This is a genomic window from Kocuria sp. 2SI, assembly GCF_005502825.1.
Classification (GTDB): Bacteria; Actinomycetota; Actinomycetes; order Actinomycetales; family Micrococcaceae; genus Kocuria; species Kocuria palustris.
In genome coordinates, this window is record NZ_SCNB01000011.1 from 79,307 (window position 1) to 96,960 (window position 17,654).

Annotated in this window: 18 protein-coding genes; 11 read left to right on the forward strand and 7 right to left on the reverse strand. The window is 70.6% G+C overall.

Going from position 1 to position 17,654, the window contains the following annotated elements:
- Positions 1–45 precede the first annotated feature (45 nt).
- From FFS25_RS13790 to FFS25_RS08135, 5 genes are all read left to right on the forward strand, one after another.
- Positions 46–231 carry a hypothetical protein gene (locus FFS25_RS13790; RefSeq protein ID WP_349654418.1) on the forward strand — a complete coding sequence of 62 codons (186 nt, stop codon included), beginning with the start codon at positions 46–48 and terminating at the stop codon, positions 229–231.
- Between the two features lie 14 nt (positions 232–245).
- Entirely contained in the window at positions 246–560 is a 315-nt protein-coding gene (locus FFS25_RS14025; protein ID WP_502704726.1) for a hypothetical protein, read from the forward strand.
- Complete coding sequence (locus FFS25_RS08125) at positions 560–1,180, forward strand: TetR/AcrR family transcriptional regulator (RefSeq protein WP_137802509.1); 621 nt, start codon at positions 560–562, stop codon at positions 1,178–1,180. Before FFS25_RS14025 ends, FFS25_RS08125 begins: the two co-directional genes overlap by 1 nt.
- Positions 1,177–3,063 (forward strand): DHA2 family efflux MFS transporter permease subunit, encoded by a 1,887-nt coding sequence (locus tag FFS25_RS08130; protein WP_137802510.1) that lies wholly within the window; start codon positions 1,177–1,179, stop codon positions 3,061–3,063. Before FFS25_RS08125 ends, FFS25_RS08130 begins: the two co-directional genes overlap by 4 nt.
- 155 nt (positions 3,064–3,218) lie before the next feature.
- Positions 3,219–4,676, forward strand: a complete 1,458-nt coding sequence (locus FFS25_RS08135; protein WP_137802511.1) for a benzaldehyde dehydrogenase — start codon at positions 3,219–3,221, stop codon at positions 4,674–4,676.
- A 33-nt stretch (positions 4,677–4,709) separates the two neighbouring features.
- On the opposite strand, the gene FFS25_RS08140 is transcribed toward FFS25_RS08135, so the two are convergent.
- From FFS25_RS08140 to FFS25_RS08155, 4 genes are all read right to left on the reverse strand, one after another.
- Complete coding sequence (locus FFS25_RS08140; protein WP_171004141.1) at positions 4,710–5,549, reverse strand: PhzF family phenazine biosynthesis protein; 840 nt, start codon at positions 5,547–5,549, stop codon at positions 4,710–4,712.
- Between the two features lie 119 nt (positions 5,550–5,668).
- Complete coding sequence (locus tag FFS25_RS08145; RefSeq protein WP_137802535.1) at positions 5,669–6,850, reverse strand: benzoate/H(+) symporter BenE family transporter; 1,182 nt, start codon at positions 6,848–6,850, stop codon at positions 5,669–5,671.
- A gap of 31 nt (positions 6,851–6,881) precedes the next feature.
- Positions 6,882–7,118, reverse strand: a complete 237-nt coding sequence (locus FFS25_RS08150; protein ID WP_024289393.1) for a DUF6953 family protein — start codon at positions 7,116–7,118, stop codon at positions 6,882–6,884.
- A 10-nt stretch (positions 7,119–7,128) separates the two neighbouring features.
- A complete protein-coding gene (locus FFS25_RS08155; protein WP_137802513.1) occupies positions 7,129–8,070 on the reverse strand; it encodes a TOPRIM nucleotidyl transferase/hydrolase domain-containing protein in 942 nt (313 codons plus the stop codon).
- Between the two features lie 226 nt (positions 8,071–8,296).
- Between FFS25_RS08155 and FFS25_RS08160 the strand changes: the two genes are divergently transcribed.
- The 4 genes from FFS25_RS08160 (at position 8,297) to FFS25_RS08175 (ending at position 12,580) form a co-directional block, all read left to right on the forward strand.
- Positions 8,297–9,247, forward strand: coding sequence for an ABC transporter ATP-binding protein (locus FFS25_RS08160; RefSeq protein WP_137802514.1), 951 nt, complete (start codon positions 8,297–8,299; stop codon positions 9,245–9,247).
- Positions 9,244–10,527 (forward strand): ABC transporter permease, encoded by a 1,284-nt coding sequence (locus FFS25_RS08165; RefSeq protein ID WP_137802515.1) that lies wholly within the window; start codon positions 9,244–9,246, stop codon positions 10,525–10,527. Before FFS25_RS08160 ends, FFS25_RS08165 begins: the two co-directional genes overlap by 4 nt.
- An 81-nt stretch (positions 10,528–10,608) precedes the next feature.
- Positions 10,609–11,190, forward strand: coding sequence for a hypothetical protein (locus FFS25_RS08170; protein ID WP_058871563.1), 582 nt, complete (start codon positions 10,609–10,611; stop codon positions 11,188–11,190).
- A gap of 157 nt (positions 11,191–11,347) precedes the next feature.
- A complete protein-coding gene (locus FFS25_RS08175) occupies positions 11,348–12,580 on the forward strand; it encodes a hypothetical protein (RefSeq protein WP_137802516.1) in 1,233 nt (410 codons plus the stop codon).
- An 18-nt stretch (positions 12,581–12,598) separates the two neighbouring features.
- Here FFS25_RS08175 and FFS25_RS08180 read toward each other — a convergent pair whose 3' ends face one another.
- A complete protein-coding gene (locus FFS25_RS08180) occupies positions 12,599–14,005 on the reverse strand; it encodes a YihY/virulence factor BrkB family protein (RefSeq protein WP_137802517.1) in 1,407 nt (468 codons plus the stop codon).
- Positions 14,006–14,108: 103 nt separating this feature from the next.
- Between FFS25_RS08180 and FFS25_RS08185 the strand changes: the two genes are divergently transcribed.
- A complete protein-coding gene (locus tag FFS25_RS08185; protein ID WP_249933824.1) occupies positions 14,109–15,371 on the forward strand; it encodes a phospholipase D-like domain-containing protein in 1,263 nt (420 codons plus the stop codon).
- A gap of 107 nt (positions 15,372–15,478) precedes the next feature.
- Here the strand turns inward: FFS25_RS08185 and FFS25_RS08190 are convergent, their stop codons facing one another.
- The gene (locus FFS25_RS08190; protein WP_137802518.1) at positions 15,479–15,814 is read right to left on the reverse strand and encodes a hypothetical protein; all 336 of its coding nucleotides are present in this window, start codon (positions 15,812–15,814) and stop codon (positions 15,479–15,481) included.
- A 201-nt stretch (positions 15,815–16,015) separates the two neighbouring features.
- Positions 16,016–16,222 carry a cold-shock protein gene (locus tag FFS25_RS08195; protein WP_006214589.1) on the reverse strand — a complete coding sequence of 69 codons (207 nt, stop codon included), beginning with the start codon at positions 16,220–16,222 and terminating at the stop codon, positions 16,016–16,018.
- Positions 16,223–16,911: 689 nt separating this feature from the next.
- On the opposite strand from FFS25_RS08195, the gene FFS25_RS08200 reads away from it, so the two are divergent.
- A complete protein-coding gene (locus tag FFS25_RS08200) occupies positions 16,912–17,601 on the forward strand; it encodes a hypothetical protein (protein ID WP_137802519.1) in 690 nt (229 codons plus the stop codon).
- Positions 17,602–17,654 lie beyond the last annotated feature (53 nt).

The following is a 17,654-nucleotide window of genomic DNA, read 5'->3' on the forward strand; positions in this document are numbered from 1 at the left end:
TCAGCGGCGCACGCAAGCATGATCTCGGCGAGGAGAGAGGGCGCTATGGGCGTGATGTCCTATTGGGCCGGCGTCCGGGCTGAGGTCGCTGGTCTGCCTGAGCAGGTGCCGGATGCATGGACCTTCGGGGGCACGAGCGAGCAGGCCGACGAGTTGCTGGGCCTGGTGCTCGCCGGGACCAAGACGGGGACTGCATCCTCCTGGACGGCCGCGGGGAGCCGCGCGCTGTGATCCGCACGACCGACGTGCACGTGGCCCCTTTCCGCGAGGTCGGCGCAGGGCATGCGCGCGCCGAAGGGGAGAGCACCGGTCCCTGGCGCATTGGTGCACCCGGTGCCGTCCAGCTGACGCTTTCGCGCGCGGCTGCCTGCCGAGCTCACGCTTCCGTGCTCCCGGTCCGTCGAGATCACGCCAGAATGCACGGAATCGCTCATTCTGCCCATGGAAGCGTGACCTCGGCACGGGCGATGCACGGATGCGTCGATTCGACGACCGCCGCGTGTCCATCATCACCCAAAGTGCAGTTGTGCAGAAATAGCGCGAGTGCAAAAATGCACTAGTGCAAGAAGAGAGTCTGAGAGAGCGCAAGAAGGCCCGGACGTGGCATGACATCCATGTCGCCGCCGCCGAGGCCGTTCTGGAGCGGGGTCTCCAGGCCGTGACGGTGGAGGACATCGCCGCGTCCGTGGGGATCTCCCAGCGCACGTTCTTCAACTACTTCCCCACCAAGGACCACGCGGTCATGGGGGTGCGCGAGCCCGCCATCTCGGACGGCGCCGCCGAGCGGCCCCCTGAGGGCGCGAGCACGCTGCGCAGTGTCGTCGAGCTCTACATGCAGCTGCTGGCCTCCGCCATGCCCGCGAACTCCGCGGACTTCCGAGTCCGCCTCATGCAGGTCCACCCGGACCTCGGGCGTCTGCTCAAGGACACGATGCACGGCTGCGAGCACATGGTGCGCGACGTCGTGCACGGCTGGGCCGAGCAGGGCCTGGAGCCGCGGCTGCTGGGCCCCGGGCATGACCTCGACGAGCGCATCAGCATGCTCGTGCTCACGGCCGGTGCCGCCCTGCGCTTCGTGTTCTCCCGCCCGGACCGGGTTCCGGGCTCAGATCCTTCCCCGGAGGACCTCGACCACGCGGTCGACGTCCTCGTCAGTCTCATCAGAACGGACCACGCATGACCACGACACCCCCTTGGGGCGACTCCACGGAGCGTCCCTCCGACGAGCGCCAGCCCACGGGCGCGCTCACGGCCGTCGACTCGGCCAGCCTGGGCCTGCCCAGCTCCTCGCCGATGACCGGCCAGCTCACCGCCGTCCGCGGCTCTTCCGCCGCGCATGAGGCAGAGAGCGCGGACCGGGCGCAGGAGGCCGACCAGCCGCGCCCCCGCCTGATCCCGATCTTCATCGCGCTGATGCTCGCGATGCTGCTGGCCTCGCTGAACCAGACGGTGCTCTCCACCGCGCTGCCCACCATCGTGGGCGAGCTCGACGGCGTGCACCAGATGCAGTGGGTCATCACCGGCTACATCCTGGCCTCGACCGTGACCATGCCCTTCTACGGCAAGATCGGCGACCAGATCGGGCGCAAGCCCCTGCTCGTGGGCGCGATCCTGGTGTTCATGGCCGGCTCCGTCGTGGGCGGGCTGGCTCCCACCATCTGGTGGCTGATCGCCGCCCGCGTGGTCCAGGGCCTGGGCGGCGGCGGCCTGATCATCCTCTCCCAGACCGTGATCGCAGACATCGTCCCGGTGCGCGAGCGCGGCAAGTACATGGGCGTCATGGGCGGCGTCTTCGCGCTGTCGTCGGTGGTGGGGCCGCTGATCGGCGGCTGGATCACCGAGGGTCCGGGCTGGCGCTACGCCTTCTGGATGAGCGTCGCGCTCGGCGTGATCGCCCTGGCCGGCGTCGTCTTCTTCCTCAAGCTGCCCAAGCACAACGGCCGCGTCTCCGTGGACGTGTGGGGCATGCTGACCCTGGGCGTGGCGACCGTGGCCGTGATCCTGACGATCACCTGGGGCGGCAGCACCTACGACTGGGCCTCGGCACAGATCTTCGGGCTGATCGCGATCGCCGTGGTGTTCACCGGGATCTTCATCGTCATCGAGTCCCGCGTGGCCGAGCCGGTGATGCCGCTGTCCATGTTCTGCAGCCGCACGTTCCTGCTGGCCACGGCCTCCGGAATGATGATCTCCGTGGCCATGTTCGGCGCGATCGGCTACATGCCGACCTACCTGCAGATGGTCCACGGCGCCAGCGCGACCAGCTCGGGCCTGCTGATGACGCCCATGATGGCGGGCGTGCTGATCGCCTCGACCGGATCGGGAGCCCTGGTCTCGCGCTACGGCCGCTACAAGGCCTACCCGCTGGTCGGTGCGGTGCTCGTGGTCATCGCCCTGTACCTGCTCTCCCAGCTCACCGCTGAGGCCGCCGTGTGGCACGTGTGCCTGGCGCTGGGCGTCATGGGCGTGGGCCTGGGCCTGATCCTCCAGATACTGGTGCTCGCGGTGCAGAACGTGTTCCCCGGCTCGATGGTCGGCACGGCCACGTCGGGCAACAACTTCTTCCGCCAGGTCGGGGCCACGATCGGCTCGGGAGTGGTCGGCGTGATCTTCGCCGGTCGCCTGACCGACCTGATCGCCGAGCGGATGCCCGCCCAGGCCCAGGCGGCCATGCAGGGAAGCGGCTCGGACGCCTCCTCCGGGCTGACGCCCGAACTGGTGGACTCGCTGCCGGCGCCGATCCAGGACGTGATCACCTCGTCCTACAACGACGCCCTCACGCCGATCTTCATGGTGATGATCCCGCTCGTGGTGCTCGCGCTGATCCTGATGGCCTTCATCCCGGAGACGCCGCTGGCCACCTCCATGAAGCGCGACGTCCGGTCCGAGGGCGGCGGCGCCGACGACGCCCGCGGCGAGGTCTCCGGCTCCGCTGCGCGCCCCGCCGCTGAGGGGGCCGACGTCGACCGGTCCGCTGCCGATCGCACCGCCGACGACGAGCGCCGCGACCCGGCGCCCGAGCCCCTGCCGGTGCTCGACCCCCAGGAGCAGCCCCGCCGCTGACCTGCGCAGCTCAGCCGCTCCCACAGCGCCCCGCCGACCATGGTCGGCGGGGCGCTGTCTCGTTAGGCTCGAGGGCATCGAGCGACGCGGATCACACCTGTTCCGCGCGCATCCCCGCGACGCCCGCTGCGGGCGCGCAGAAGGAGGACAGCCCTGTGACTCTTCTGGACACCTCGGCCTTCGACGGCCGCATCTTCACCGGCACGTGGGAGCAGGGCGAAGGCGAGCCGATCGTCGTGCGCAACCCTGCCGACAACGCCGAGCTGGCCACGATCGGCTCGGCCTCGGCGGAGCAGGTCCATCAGGCCGCCGCACGCGCCGTCTCGGCGCAGGAGAAGTGGATCGCGTTGAAGCCCTCCGAGCGCGCCTCGGTGCTGCGCCGCGCCGGCCAGATCATCCAGGAGAACCACGACGAGCTCGCCGGCTGGGTCATCCGCGAGACCGGCGGCATCCCTGCCAAGACCGGGCTGGAGGTCGGCAATACGGCCGCCGAGTGCTTCGAGGCCGCCGCCCTGCCGAGCCACCCGCACGGCCAGTGGCTGCCCTCCGACGGCGCCCACTGGTCCTTCTCTCGCCGCCGCCCCTGCGGCGTGGTCACGGTCATCGCGCCGTTCAACTTCCCGCTGCTGCTGGCCATGCGCTCCGTCGCCCCGGCCCTGGCCGCGGGCAATGCCGTGCTGCTCAAGCCGGATCCGCGCACCTCGGTCATCGGCGGCTTCGCCCTGGCCCGGATCTTCGAGGAGGCCGGGCTGCCCGAGGGCGTCCTGCAGGTGCTGCCCGGCGGCGGAGACATCGGCGCCGCATGCGTGGAGGCCGAGGAGGTCCGCGTCATCTCCTTCACGGGCTCCACCGCCGCGGGCCGGAAGATCGGCGCCGTCGCCTCGGAGAAGCTCAAGCGCGTGCACCTGGAGCTCGGCGGCAACAACGTGGCGATCGTGCTGCCGGGGGCTGATGTGGACCTGGCCGCCTCTGCCGGGGCCACCGGCTCGTTCTTCCACCAGGGCCAGATCTGCATGAGCACCGGCCGGCACATCGTCCATCAGGACGTCCACGACGAGTACGTCGACCGGCTGGTCGCCCGGGCCGAGGCCCTGGCGGTCGGCGATCCCTCGACCGGGCAGGTCCACCTGGGCCCGATCATCGACGAGAAGCAGCTCAAGAACATCGACTCGGTCGTCCAGGACTCCCTGACGGCCGGCGCCGTGGCGCGCACCGGCGCGGATCACGACGGCCTGTTCTACCGCCCGACCGTCCTCACCGACGTCACGCCGGACATGCCGGCCTGGTCGCAGGAGATCTTCGGCCCGGTCGCCCCGGTGCACCGGGTGGCCTCCGTGGACGAGGCCGTCGAGCTGGCCAATGCCTCCGAGTACGGACTGTCGGTCTCGATCATGGGCCCCGTGGGCGAGGCCATGAAGGTCGCCGATCGCATTCGCTCTGGCAAGGTGCACATCAATGAGATGACCGTGGCCGATGAGGCCAATGCGCCCTTCGGCGGCGTGGGCGATTCGGGCAACGGCAGCCGCTTCGGAGGTGCTGAGGCCAATCTCGAGGCCTTCACCGAGATCCAGTGGGTGACGGTCTCCCCGGACGAGATCCAGCACCCGTTCTGAACCACGTGCCCGCTGCGCTGTCGGGCAGCGGGCTCAGGCCAGCAGGGTCCCCCCGCTGCGGGCGACGACGGCCCCGCCGACCCAGGTGCCGTCGTCGCCGGTGGTCACGCGCATCAGGGCGCTGTGGCCGACGGCGCGACCCTGGGCCACCGTGAACGACGCCGGGGCGAGTCCGCGCGGCACGAGCCAAGAGGCGAAGGCCGCCACGAGGGTCGCGGTGGCCCGCTGCTCGTCGATGCCGCGGGACGGGGCGAAGGAGCGCAGCTCGAAGTCGGCGGGGCTGCCATCGGCGTGCGGGCCCAGGACGCCGACCATGTGCTGGCCGAGCTGGTCGATGTCCGGCTCCATGGCCAGCACGGTCTCGGCGCTGTCCGCGAGCAGCCCCAGGAACCCGGTGCCGGAGTCCAGCCAGGCCGACCCCTGCACCTGATCGGGCTCCAGGCCGAGGACCTCGCAGATGATCTCGACGGTGAGCTCATCGGGTTCTCCGCGGTCGAACAGCGGCGGGGCCGTGAAGCTCAGGGTCTCGTCATCCTGCACCTGGACCGGGGTCAGCCCGATCTCGCTCTGCTGGACGAGGGTGCCGTCGCTCGCCGAGGAGCCTTCGCGGTCGAGCCAGGCCCGGGCGGCCGCGAGGGTGGACATGCCCGCGAAGCGCACCTCGGTCTTGGAGCGGAACGCTCGTGTGCGGAAGTCTGCTCCGCTGTCGGTGGGGGAGAGCACGAAGACGGTCTCCTCGTGCGGCAGCCACTCGGCCAGGCCGTGGATCCGCTCCTCGGAGAGGCCGTCGGCCTCGAGCACGACGGCGATGGGGCTGCCCTCGAAGGGCTCGGTCGCGAAGACGTCGATGACGGCGTGGGGAAGGGCGCTCATGGCCACGAGCGTAGGGCGCGAAAGCCCCTGGATCGGTCGCAGAACAGGCTTTCGGAGCCCTTGCAGAATCAAGAGCGGACGGGTCGATGCGGACTCGTCGGCAGGACCCCGACGACCGCTCAGCCGGCTCGGTCGGAGCCGGGCGTCGGCACGGTGCGACCCCACCGCAGCACCCATCGCACGCTCAGCCCGGCGACCAGGGCCCAGAAGGCCGCGGACATCCCGGCCACGCTGACCCCGGAGGCGACGACGGCGAAGGTCACCGCGGCGGGCACGAGATCCTCGGTGCGCTCGAGCGCGGCCCGCAGGGAGGAGGCGAAGGTGCCGAGCAGGGCGAGTCCGGCCACCGCCGGGATGACGCCCTCCGGAGCCAGGCTCACCAGCGCCCCGAAGGCGCCTGCTCCCCATCCGATCAGCACGAGCAGGCAACCGGAGGCCACGCTGGCGATCCAGCGCCTGGAGCGGTCCTCTCCGGCCTCGGGCCCGGCGGCCAGGGCGGCGCTGATGGCGGCCAGGTTCACGCCCGGGGCCCCGCCGGTGGCGCCCAGCAGCGAGCCCAGACCGGTCACGGTCATGCTGCGGCGCCACGGGATGCGATACCCGAGCCCCTGCATGACCGCGGCACCCGGCACGTTCTGCGAGGCCATCGTGACCAGGAACAGCGGGACGGCCAGCCCGAGCACCGCAGGCGCGCTGAGCTGAGGGGCCGTGAGGTGAAGGTGCGGCACGAACCCGGCCGGGTCGATGCTCTGCCCGGTGCGCAGCACGTGCACGGCCACCACGACCGCGGCCGCGGCGAAGGCCGAGGGCACGGCCCAGCGCGGGAACAGCCGGAGACCCACGAGCCACACGAGGATCACGGGCAGGACGCCGGCGGGCTGGGCCACCGCTGCCTCGATGGGGCCCAGGCACAGCTGCAGCAGCACGCCGGCGAGCATGGCCTGGGCCACCGCCGGCGGGATGCGGGCGATGAGTTCCCCGAGCGCCGGGATCAGGCCGGTGGCGACCACGAGCAGGCCGACCACCAGGAACGCTCCGACAGCGGCCGGCCATCCGCCCTCGACGGCCCCCGTGGAGGCCAGCAGGGCGGCTCCGGGCGTGGACCAGGCGATCGTGATCGGCTGCCGGGACCAGACGGCCAGCAGGATCGAGCCCAGGCCCATCAGCACGGTCACGACCATGAGGCCGCCGGCAGCCTGCGCGGGATCGGCCCCCACCGCGGACAGCCCGGCCAGGACCACCGCGAACGTGGAGGTGAAGGCCACCAGAGCCGAGACGACTCCCGCCGAGATCGGCTGCATCACCTCGGCGCGGGTCGCGCTCAGCGCGCGCTCACTTCTTGGGCGACCAGAAGCGGCGGTCGCGATCCCACTGCACGGTGCCGTCGTGGGCCTTGCGGAAGGCCTTCACGACCGACTGATCCAGGGCGGGGTGTCCGTGGGGGCTGGTGCGCACCCACTCCTGCCCGAACTTCTCCGGCACCAGGCGGACGGCATCGTCCTGGTCGAGCCGTCCCTCCGTGCGGATCGTCTCGAGCATCCAGTCTGCGATCTCCTCAGGCGTCGTCATGCGGGCAACCCTACGCGTCCTGCGGGCTCGCTCCGCGCTCCGATGGCGGGATGCCGGGCCGCGGCGGGCGGTCCGCCTCCAAGGCGGCGACCGCGGCGCAGATCCGGCGGAACGACGCCGGCAGATCCTCCGCCTGCGCTGCGGCCGCGGCCTCCGCGAACCGCTCCGGGCGCTTGGCGGCCAGTGTGCCGCCGCGGGCCTGCAGGGCGGACACGAACGACGGCCACCGGGACAGCTCGTCCTCCAGATCCACCTCGAGCGCGGACCAGGACGGCCCCACGACGGTCGGCCCGCCGAATCCCCACCCGGCGACGGCGGGGTCCTCGCCGCGCCAGCGGGGATCCGCGGCTCGATCGGCGGCCGTCGGGTCGATCGCGGCCGCCGCCGTCGAGCCCGGTGCTGCGGCGGACGACGACCGCAGCGACGCCACGAGCGCCTCCGTGGCCTGGCGCCGACTGCGCAGGATCCGGTGCCGAGCGGTCGAGGACCCCGAGACGGGGCCGCCGTCGCCGTCGAAGAGCACGTGGTGCGGGATCCCCAGGGCCAGGTGGAGGTGGTGCAGGACGGCCAGGCGGGTCTTGCTGCCGGCCGGCTGCACCAGGGACAGGCGGTCGCCGCTGCGCCGCAGCACCTGCTCCAGCACGGCCTGATCCGTGGTGCCCTCGACCAGCAGGGTGCGCGGGGCGGCGAGCATCCGGCCGAGGTCGTGCTCGGGGACGGCCCCGAGCTCGCGGGCGACGTGATTGCGCGCCCGGCCCATCGACCGAGCGAGCTCCTGCAGGCGCACCGTGCGGGGGCCGTCGCGGGTCAGGCGGACGACGGATTCGAGCTGGGACGGCGGGACGGGGGCCGCCCCGGCGGCAGAGGCGGCCACCGGCACCTCGAGCCGCTGCGCGTCCGAGGGCCGCTCGTGCGCCGGCGGAGGACTCAGACGGGGGTCGCGGGATGCCACGCGGCCCAGGGTAGGCGTCCGCGCCGGGCACCGCGCGCCCCGCAGGACGCGCGGGCCTCCCCAGAAAGGATGAGCCGGGCCCAGCTGGGCCCCGAGAGTTCACTCTCTGGTCTGATGCCGTCAGGTGCGCATGTTTGGGAGGATGGCGCACAGCTGATGCGGAAGGCACCACCGGATTCGAGTCCGGCTGCCGCGACGCCCAACCCCCTACACAGGAGGCACCACGATGGAACCCCCGGTCCTGGAGACCGAGAACCTGGTCAAGGTCTACGGCAAGGGCGAGACGCGCTTCGACGCGCTGAAGGGACTCACGCTGGAGATCCACCGCGGCGAGTCCGTGGCCGTGGTCGGCAAGTCCGGCTCCGGCAAGTCCACCCTCATGCACCTCATGGCGCTGCTCGATCGGCCCAGCCAGGGGGTCGTGGCGCTGGACGGCAGCCCCGTCTCCGAGCTGAGCACCAAGGAGATCAACCGTCTGCGCAACGAGCGCTTCGGCTTCGTCTTCCAGCAGTTCTTCCTCAACGCGAACCAGACGGTGCTCGAGAACGTCGTCCTGCCGCTGAAGATCGCCGGTGTGGGCAAATCCGAGCGCAACCGCAAGGGCATGGAGGCCCTCGAGCGCCTGGGCATGGCCGACAAGGCCGCGAACAAGGCCACGAACCTCTCCGGCGGGCAGAAGCAGCGCGCGTGCATCGCCCGAGCTCTGGTCACGGAGCCGTCGGTGATCTTCGCCGACGAGCCCACCGGCAACCTGGACAGCCGCACCTCCGAGGTCGTCGAGGACATCCTCTTCGGCCTGCAGCGCGAGCAGGGCATCACGCTGGTCATCGTCACCCACGACGACGACCTCGCCGCCCGCTGCGACCGCCGGATCAACCTGGTCGACGGCGAGATCACCTCCGTCCAGGACCACGACGACTCCGTGAGCACGGATTCCCCGGCGCGGCCGGCCGCTCCGGGCCGGGGCGCAGCTGCCGAGCAGCCCGCCGCGGCCCCGTCGGCCGCAGCTCAGGACACAGCGGCGGCCGGACCGTGGGCGCAGATTCCCGACGGAGACGGAGCCCACCGCGGGGAGCCGCAGCCGCAGGCCGATGCGGCCAAGGCCCAGGCCGAGCAGACCAAGCACGCTGACAAGGGCGGCCTGCGCCGTCTCTTCTCGAAGGGAGACCGTCGATGAAGTCCACCGACATCGTCGCCACCGCAGCGGGCAACACGCTGCGCTCCAAGGCCAGGACGCTGCTGACCGTCGTCGCGATCTTCATCGGCGCCTTCACCCTCACCCTGACCTCCGGTCTGGGCGTGGGCATCAACAAGTACATCGACACCCTGCTGCAGGGATTCGGCAGCGAGGACCAGATCTACGTCATGAAGACGGCGGATCAGGCCTCCGGCACCTCGCAGGAGGGCCCGCAGGAGTACGACCCCGAGGCGGCGCAGGCCTCGAGCATGTTCGGCGGCTCGGAGATGCTCACCGAGAAGGACATCGAGAAGGTCGAGGGCATCGACGGCGTGGAGTCCGTGGAGCCGGTGGTCTTCGTGCAGCCGTCGTTCCTGGAGGCCGAGGACAGCTCCCAGTACCAGCTCACCATGGGCTTCCCCACGGATGTGGAGGCCTACTCGTACATGGCCGGTGAGGCTCCCGCCTCCGACGCCGACGAGATCACGATCCCGCAGTCGTGGGTCGAGCCCCTGGGCTACGACTCGGACGACGACGCCGTGGGCGGAACCGTCCAGATCGGGCTGTCGAACGCCGTGGGCGAGGAGAAGACCTTCGAGGCCGAGATCACCGGCGTGACCGAGGAGCTCGCCTCCGGCCAGGGCGGATCCCCGACCCCGTCGGATCAGCTGAACCAGAAGCTGTACGACTACCAGACCTCCGGCATGGTCGAGGAGCAGCCTGAGGGCTACATCCAGGCCGTGGCCAGCGTCCCGGACACCGAGCAGCAGGGGGCCGTGAAGTCCGCCCTGATGGACGAGAGCATGATCGGCATGACGGTCGAGGACCAGATCGGCGCGCTCAAGGGCATCATCAACGCGGTGACCTGGGTGCTCAACGGCTTCGCGCTGATCGCGCTGCTGGCCGCCAGCTTCGGCATCGTGAACACGCTGCTGATGTCCGTGCAGGAGCGCACCCGGGAGATCGGCCTGATGAAGGCCATGGGCATGTCCGGCGGCAAGATCTTCGGCCTGTTCTCCGCCGAGGCCGTGCTGATCGGCGTCTTCGGCTCCGTGGCCGGCGTGATCGGCGGCGTGGCCGTCGGCTCGATCGCCAACGCGCTGCTCACCGGCGAGGGCGGCGCTCTGGCCGAGGTCTCCGGGCTGTCGCTCTACGCGATCGCCCCGCTGCAGCTGCTGGTCATCGTCCTGGTGATCATGCTGATCGCCTTCCTGGCGGGCACCCTCCCGGCGGCTCGCGCCGCCAAGAAGGACCCGATCGAGGCGCTGCGCTACGAGTGACGACGCCGGCGGCCGGGCTCCCCGCTCGGCCGCCGGCTCCTGGTTCCCATCCGAGAAGTCCGCACCACAAGGAGAGATGTCATGACGAACACCCCTCAGAACGCTCCGGGCCCCGACTATGGCCAGGGCAGCAAGTACGGCACCGCCGCCTACAACCCCCAGCAGTCCTTCGAGCAGGGCCGGCCCGCCAAGGTCGCCACCCTGCACAAGATGACGATCGCCTCGCTGGTGATCTGGCTGCTCTCCATCATCCCGGGCATCATCATGTCGCTGTCGCCCGAGTTCGAGGAGCAGATGCGGCAGGCCTATATCGACGGCGGCATGGGCGAGGAGATGGCGGCGCAGGCTGCTGAAGCTGCCGGGACCTTCGGCATCATCACGACCGTCGTCATGGCCATCGTGGCGCTGATCCCCTACATCCTGGTGCTGATCGGCGTGCCCAAGGGCAAGAACTGGGCTCGCATCCTGGGCATCGTCTTCGCCATCATCGCCGTGCTCTTCACGATCTACGGCCTGGCGACCTCCGGGATGAGCCTGCAGATCGGCGGGGCCATGTCCATCGTCGGGCTGATCCTCAACGTCCTGTTCCTCGTCGTGAACATCTACTGGCTCGTGCTGGCCTTCAACGGCCGCGTGGCCGACTGGTTCAAGGCCGCCCGCTGAGCTCAGCGGGCTCCCGAGTCGCGGTCCCTCGCGCTCATGACGGCCACGTCGTCGTCTTGGGCGCGGGGGACCGCTCATCTCAGTAGGCTGGCGCCAGAACTCAGGAACGGCGCGATGCGTCGCCGGTCCATCCAGCGTTCCAGAGAAGGAGCACGACGTGTCGCAGAACCCCCACGACGACGCCCGCCCCGAGGGCGAGCAGCCCCGGTACGAGGCCCCCAGCTACCAGGCGCCGCAGTACGGCGCCCCGGCGGAGCAGACCCCATCCGAGCCCGAGGCCGTGAACCCGGAGGCCGCCGCGGATTCCGCGCAGACCGCAGACTCCGCCGAGACCTCCGCCCCGCAGGGCGGCTACAGCGCTCCCGCCTACGGCTCGCAGCAGCCGGCTGAGGGCCGGGCCGGGGCCGCAGACGCGCAGCGCTCTGGCTCCACGGCCGTCCCGGCCGCGGGCGAGGGCGCAGCGCCTTCGTACTCCCAGCCGACCTACGACGCCTCCGCTCAGCAGCAGTCCTCCTATTCCGCCCAGGGGCAGCAGGGCTACGACCAGTCCGGCCCGCAGCAGGCGCCGTCCTACGGCCAGTCGGCTGAGCAGCCGTCGTACGGCCAGCAGGCGCCCTCCTACAGCTCGCAGCAGCCCGCCTACGGCGACCAGCAGCAGCCCTCGCCCTATGGGGAGCAGCCGTCCTACCAGCAGCCGTCCTACGGCTCCGCTCAGCCGTCCAGCCCCTACGGCGAGCAGCCGTCGGCTCCGCCGTTCGGCGGCGCCCAGCAGCCTTCGGCGCCTCAGTATGGCGGCCAGCAGTACGGCGGGCAGCCCGGCAGCCAGGCCCCGCAGTATCAGCCAGCAGGCGGCGGCAGCCAGGCGCCGCAGTACCAGCCGAGCGGCGGGAACCAGTGGGCCGGTGGCGCTGCAGCGGGCGGAGCGGCCTCGGGCGCGGCGTTCGCCAACGCGGGTCGCCTGCGCACCCTGCTCTTCGCCTCGGCGGGGCTGTTCCTGCTGCTGGGCATCGTGCAGGTGCTCGGCCGCACCACCATGGCCTATGCGCTCTCCCTGCAGGAGGCTGCAGACGCGGCCGAGCAGTTCGGGATCGACCTGGGCGGTCAGACCGCCGGCGGACTCGCGATCGGCGTGTTCAACATCATCAGCTGGATCATCACCCTGGGGCTCTACGCCTTGGTGCTGTTCCTGCTCAACAGCAAGCCGGGTGCCGGACGGATCGTGGGCATCATCCTGGCGATCCTGGGCTCCCTGGGGGCACTGGGCGCGTTCATCAGCGCCTTCAACTACGGCTGGGTCGCCATCCTGGTGATCCTCGTGGGCATCGCGTTCATCGCCGTGAACGTCATGTGGATCATCCAGGCGATCAAGGCCAAGCCGGCCGCACGCTGATCCCCGCAGGCTGAGCGATCAGCCCCGACGCCCCGGTCCCTGCCCCTCGGCAGCGGCCGGGGCGTCGTCGTCTTCCGGCTCCGCGGCCGACGACGAGCCCCCGGGCGGCTGCTCCCGGGGCGAAGCCTCCGCAGCGGAGCCGGCCTCTGCGCCGCGACGGCGTCGATCGAGCTGGTGTTGCAGCGCCCCTACGGCCGTGGACCCGCCGCGGTGCACGGCGCGGGATGTGGCCCCGCGCAGCTCGTCCCAGCTGTGCACGAGCGCCACGCGGAAGGCCTGGGCTGAGCTCTCGTCGGCCTCGGGAGACTCATCCCGGGCCCGCTCCTCGTCGGCGGCTTCCCGGAGCCTCTCCTGCATGGCCGGGGTGCCGGTGACGGCGAAGGGGCTGTCGGCCTCGGTGAGCCACAGCGAGCGGGGCAGCCGCCGCGGCAGATCGTCCAGGGCGCTGTCGGCCACGATCCGCCCGAGCTTGCCGGCCATCCGGCGGTCCTCGCGCAGGAAGTCCAGGGTCCAGCGGTTGCGGGGGCGCAGGTCGATGCGATCCCAGGCGCGCAGCCCGATCGCCAGCTGGCGGGCGCGCAGCAGCTCTGCATCCAGGGCGGCCCCGGCGATCAGCACGATGCTTGCGAACCAGGCGAGCACGAGCAGGATCGTCACGCCGTTGAGGGTGCCCAGCAGCGCGTCCACGGTTCCGGCCAGCGAGCTCAGCCAGCCCAGCAGCACGGCCATCGCGAACAGGGCGCCCACGCTCACCAGCGACCCGGCGCTCATGATCCCGAACCGCGGCAGATCCACGTTGGGGCCCATGTGGTAGGCCACGTTGACGTAGACCACGAGCACGAACAGCAGCAGCGGCCAGCGCAGGAGGTTCCAGGCGGCCACCACGGTCTCGTCGAAGCCCAGCGCCTCGCCGAGCGCCGCCGCCATGTCCCCGCCGACCGTGATCAGCAGAGCCGCGGCCGCCACGGCCACCAGCAGCGCGATGGTCTCGAAGAACACGATCGTGCGGAACGGCAGGAACTGCCGGCCCTCGCGGGTGTCGTAGATGCGGTGCATGGAGCGGTGGAAGGCCGCCACGGAGTTCGACGCCGCGATCAGCGTGCCGATGAATCCCAGGACGGCTCCGGCCACGGTGCCGCCGTCGGGGTTCAGGGAGTGCAGCGCGTCGGTCAGGGCGCCGGGGTCCACGGGCGGGAAGAGCACGCTCACCAGGTCGACGATCCCGCGCAGCACGGACTCCTCGAGACCCAGCAGATTGATGATCGAGACCAGCGAGATCAGCAGCGGGGCGATCGACAGCAGCAGGAAGAACGTCATGGACGCCGCCTGGTCCCACACCTGGATGTAGATGAGCTTCATGACCGCTCGCCGGATGACGTGCAGCACCGTGAGGCGGGGCTGCTGGAGGGTCACGGAACGGGTCACGCTGGCGGTTCCCTAGGGCTCGAGTGCCCACTCACAAGGGGCGGGGAGGACGGGGACCATCCTCCCACGATCCTCCCAGCGCGGCTCGCGTAGGCTCTGAGGCATGCTCGGAAGAATCCCCCAGCCGCTGCGACGGGCCATCACCACGACCGCCACGCGAGCCGCTGTCGGGGTGGTGGGCGTCCAGTTCGCCACCATCGCGACCCTGGTCGGCTACGACGCGGTGAAGAAGCGCGGCCGCAAGACTCGCTCTGGCTTCCCCAAGCCTGGGCACTACGCCGCCGACGTCGCCGGCTCGGACATGGACGTCTTCACCTTCGGCGCGGAGCTCTACGACGACATGATCGCCGCGATCGATGCCGCCGAGCGCACGGTGTACCTGGAGACCTACCTCTGGAAGAGCGATGACTACGGCAAGCGTTTCCTGGATGCCCTCAACCGCGCAGGCGCTCGCGGTGTGGACGTGAAGGTGATGTACGACGGCGTCGGCAACATGGTCGTGGACCCGCGGTTCTACCGGTTCGGACCGGGAGTCGAGCACTACCGCTTCCCCGTGGTGCGCCCGCAGCTGCTCGTGACCCCCCTGCGCTCCAGCGGCCTCACCCACCGCAAGCTGCTCATCGTGGACGACGAGTACTCGTACGTCGGCGGCTACAACCTGGGCTCCACGTACGCCACCGAGTGGCGGGACACCCACCTCAAGATCAGCGGCGCGGACTCGTGGCTGCTGCGTCAGGCGTTCGTGTCCTCCTGGAACTCGATCGCGGTGCGGCGCGGGGGCTGCGAGCCCATCGCCCGTCTGGATCCGGTGGAGTGGGAGTCCCGGATCCGGGTGCTGACCAACATGCCCGTGCGCCGCGTCTACCCCATCCGCAACATGTACCTGCAGGCCATCGACCAGGCGGCCAAGTCCATCTACATCTCCACGGCCTACTTCATCCCGGACCAGCAGATCCTCGATGCCCTGATCCGCGCCCGGAACCGCGGTGTGGATGTCCGTCTGATGTTCCCCATGGACTCGAACCACGTCCTGGCCGACTGGGCCTCGCGCGGGTTCTACGCGCAGCTGCTGCGCGAGGGCATCACCGTCCTGCTCTACAAGGACGCCATGATCCACGCCAAGACCGCCACCATCGACGGCGTCTGGTCCACGATCGGCACCGCGAACATCGACCGCCTGTCCCTGAGCTTCAACTACGAGGTCAACATCGAGATCGTCGACCACGACCTCGCGGCCGTGATGGAGCGGATCTTCGAGTTCGACAGCGAGAACTGCTGGCGGATCACCAAGCAGGAGTGGGACGAGCGTCATCCGCTGGCCTGGATGGGGGAGTGGGCGCTGGCTCCCCTGCGACCGCTGCTCTGAGATCTGCCTGAGCCTGCGGGCTGGAGGGGGGGCGGGGACGACGAAGGGGGCGCCGGCATCTGCCGGCGCCCCCTTCGTGCGCTGTTGCGAGCAGCGCGTCTGCGGCCTCAGTCCTCGTCGGCGCGGTGGACGTACCAGGCAGCCACGAGCCCGCCGATGATCACGAGGCCCGAGACGGCCAGGCCGAAGCGGTCGTCGTCGTACCAGGGGCTGCGGCCGGCACGGCGGCGCCCGCCGCGGCGGTCGGCGGAGCCTGCGTCGGAGCGGTCATCACCCAGGGGGCCGCGGGCTGCGGCATTCGGATCCGAGATCGCGGGCTGGCCGTGCTCGGCCGCGAAGGCGTCGGGGGTGGTGCCGGCGTGCTGAGCGGCGATGGCCGTGGGGGTGCCGGCTGCGGGGGTCTCGTGGAACTCGCCGTGTCCGGGGATGGAGTTGTGCGGCACGTGGGACTCCTCTGTGCTCGTGGGGCTGACGTGTGGGCCGGGGCGTCGCCGCCCGGCTTCTGGTCCCAGCGTATCCCGCGTCACCCGGCTTGCGGCTGGTCCGGTCGCGGGGGCGGCCGTCGAGCGCGCACTGCGCGATCCGGGAATGCTGAAGGCGCCCGGTGCGATCGCACCGGGCGCCTTCAGCGAAGTATCAGGTGATCAGTTGATCACGGTGATGTTCGCGGCCTGGAGGCCCTTGGGGCCCTCCTGGACCTCGAACTCCACGCGCTGGTTCTCCTCGAGCGAACGGTAGCCGTTGCCGTTGATGGCGGAGAAGTGAGCGAAGACGTCCTGCTGGGAGTCATCGGGGCTGATGAAGCCGAAGCCCTTGTCGGCGTTGAACCACTTGACGGTGCCGGTCTGCATTGTTCTGGTCGATCCTTCCGGAACGGTGGCGAAGCACCGACTCTCGGTGCTCGCGTGCCGTCGTGCTCCACATGACTACATCCGAGTGGACTACGTCGACCGCTGGGTGCGCGGCAGTGGTCCCGTCAAAAGCGGGGGTCGTACGACAACTAGTATCGACGGTACACGAGTCGGACACGGTGCGGAGGGCCGAGGGCAAGAATTCACCTCCGATTCGGCGATGAGGCCGTGCCGCCGATCACATCGGAGCCGAATGCGGTGTTCAGGCAATCCCCAGTGCTTCCCCCGCCGGGGTGCAAGTCGAGTCCAGGACTGCTTCAGGTGCGCGGTGTTGAGTAGTCATCACCTCGGCAACGAGGGCAGCGGCGTCGACTGGAGGGTTCGCGCCGCTGGAGCTTCCTGCACCGGGAGGACGGTGGTGGTGCGTCGTCCATCTGGAGCGAATCGGTGCGGGAGGGGGACAGACAGAGAGCCGTTCGACGCCAGAGCCTGGCGCCGAGCGGCTCTCTTCTCATCTGGGCTCCATTGGGCGGACACAGAAGGCAGAGATCGTCTGTCGCCATTAGCGGGGACGGCCTTCGAGGGCTCCGGGCAGCCTGTTGCAGCGGCCGGTGGATACCCTGACTGGACCCCTTCATGAGCTGCCGCAGACGGCGGCCCCGTCGTCCCAGACCCGGAGGGCCCGGCCCATGACTCCCGGTCAGCGTGCAGATGACCCCTACCTCACCGACAGTCCCACCGCCTGGCGAGTGCGCATCCGCGTGCTCGATCAGCAGGGGCAGCCGGCGCACGTGGAGTCCGCCACGATCGAGCGCTTCCGAGCCGGGATCGCCCGGATCTTCGCCGCAGCCTTCGACGCCGTGGTCCATGCACAGCAGGCCGAGCGCACGGTCAGGGGCCTGCGCCTGCAGGTCGAGCACAGGGAGCTGGGGCCCGGCAACATCGGCCTGTGGTTCGACGCCCTCGACGAGCGCAGCCGGTTCTCCCGCCTGCTCACCCATGCCTCGGTGTGGGTCGAGACCGTCGGCACGCTGCTCGGCAGCGCGTCGAAGGAGCTGATCGCGGTTCTGCGGGGGCAGGTCATGCAGCTCGATGCCCCGGCAGATCAGGTGCTGGTGCGGCCGATCCCCGGGCCAGGTGGGCCGAGATCGCGGATCGAGCTCTCCGTGCCCGGCGCTGCGCCGTCGCGGATGTACTCCGATGTCTGGGAGTGGATCTACAGCGACGAAGGCGAGAGGGCTCGGCGGGACCTGGTGGCTGCCATCGCTGCTCCGGGGGTCGCGAAGATGGACATCATCTTCTACGAGGGCCAGGAGTCCGAGCACGTGCTGCAGCTGAGCAGCTCACAGAGACTGCGGGACTTCGCGGCAGGACGGTAGGGGGACATGGCAGGAGCAGCGGGGGGCAGTCCGGTGACAAGGTCGGGGCGGCA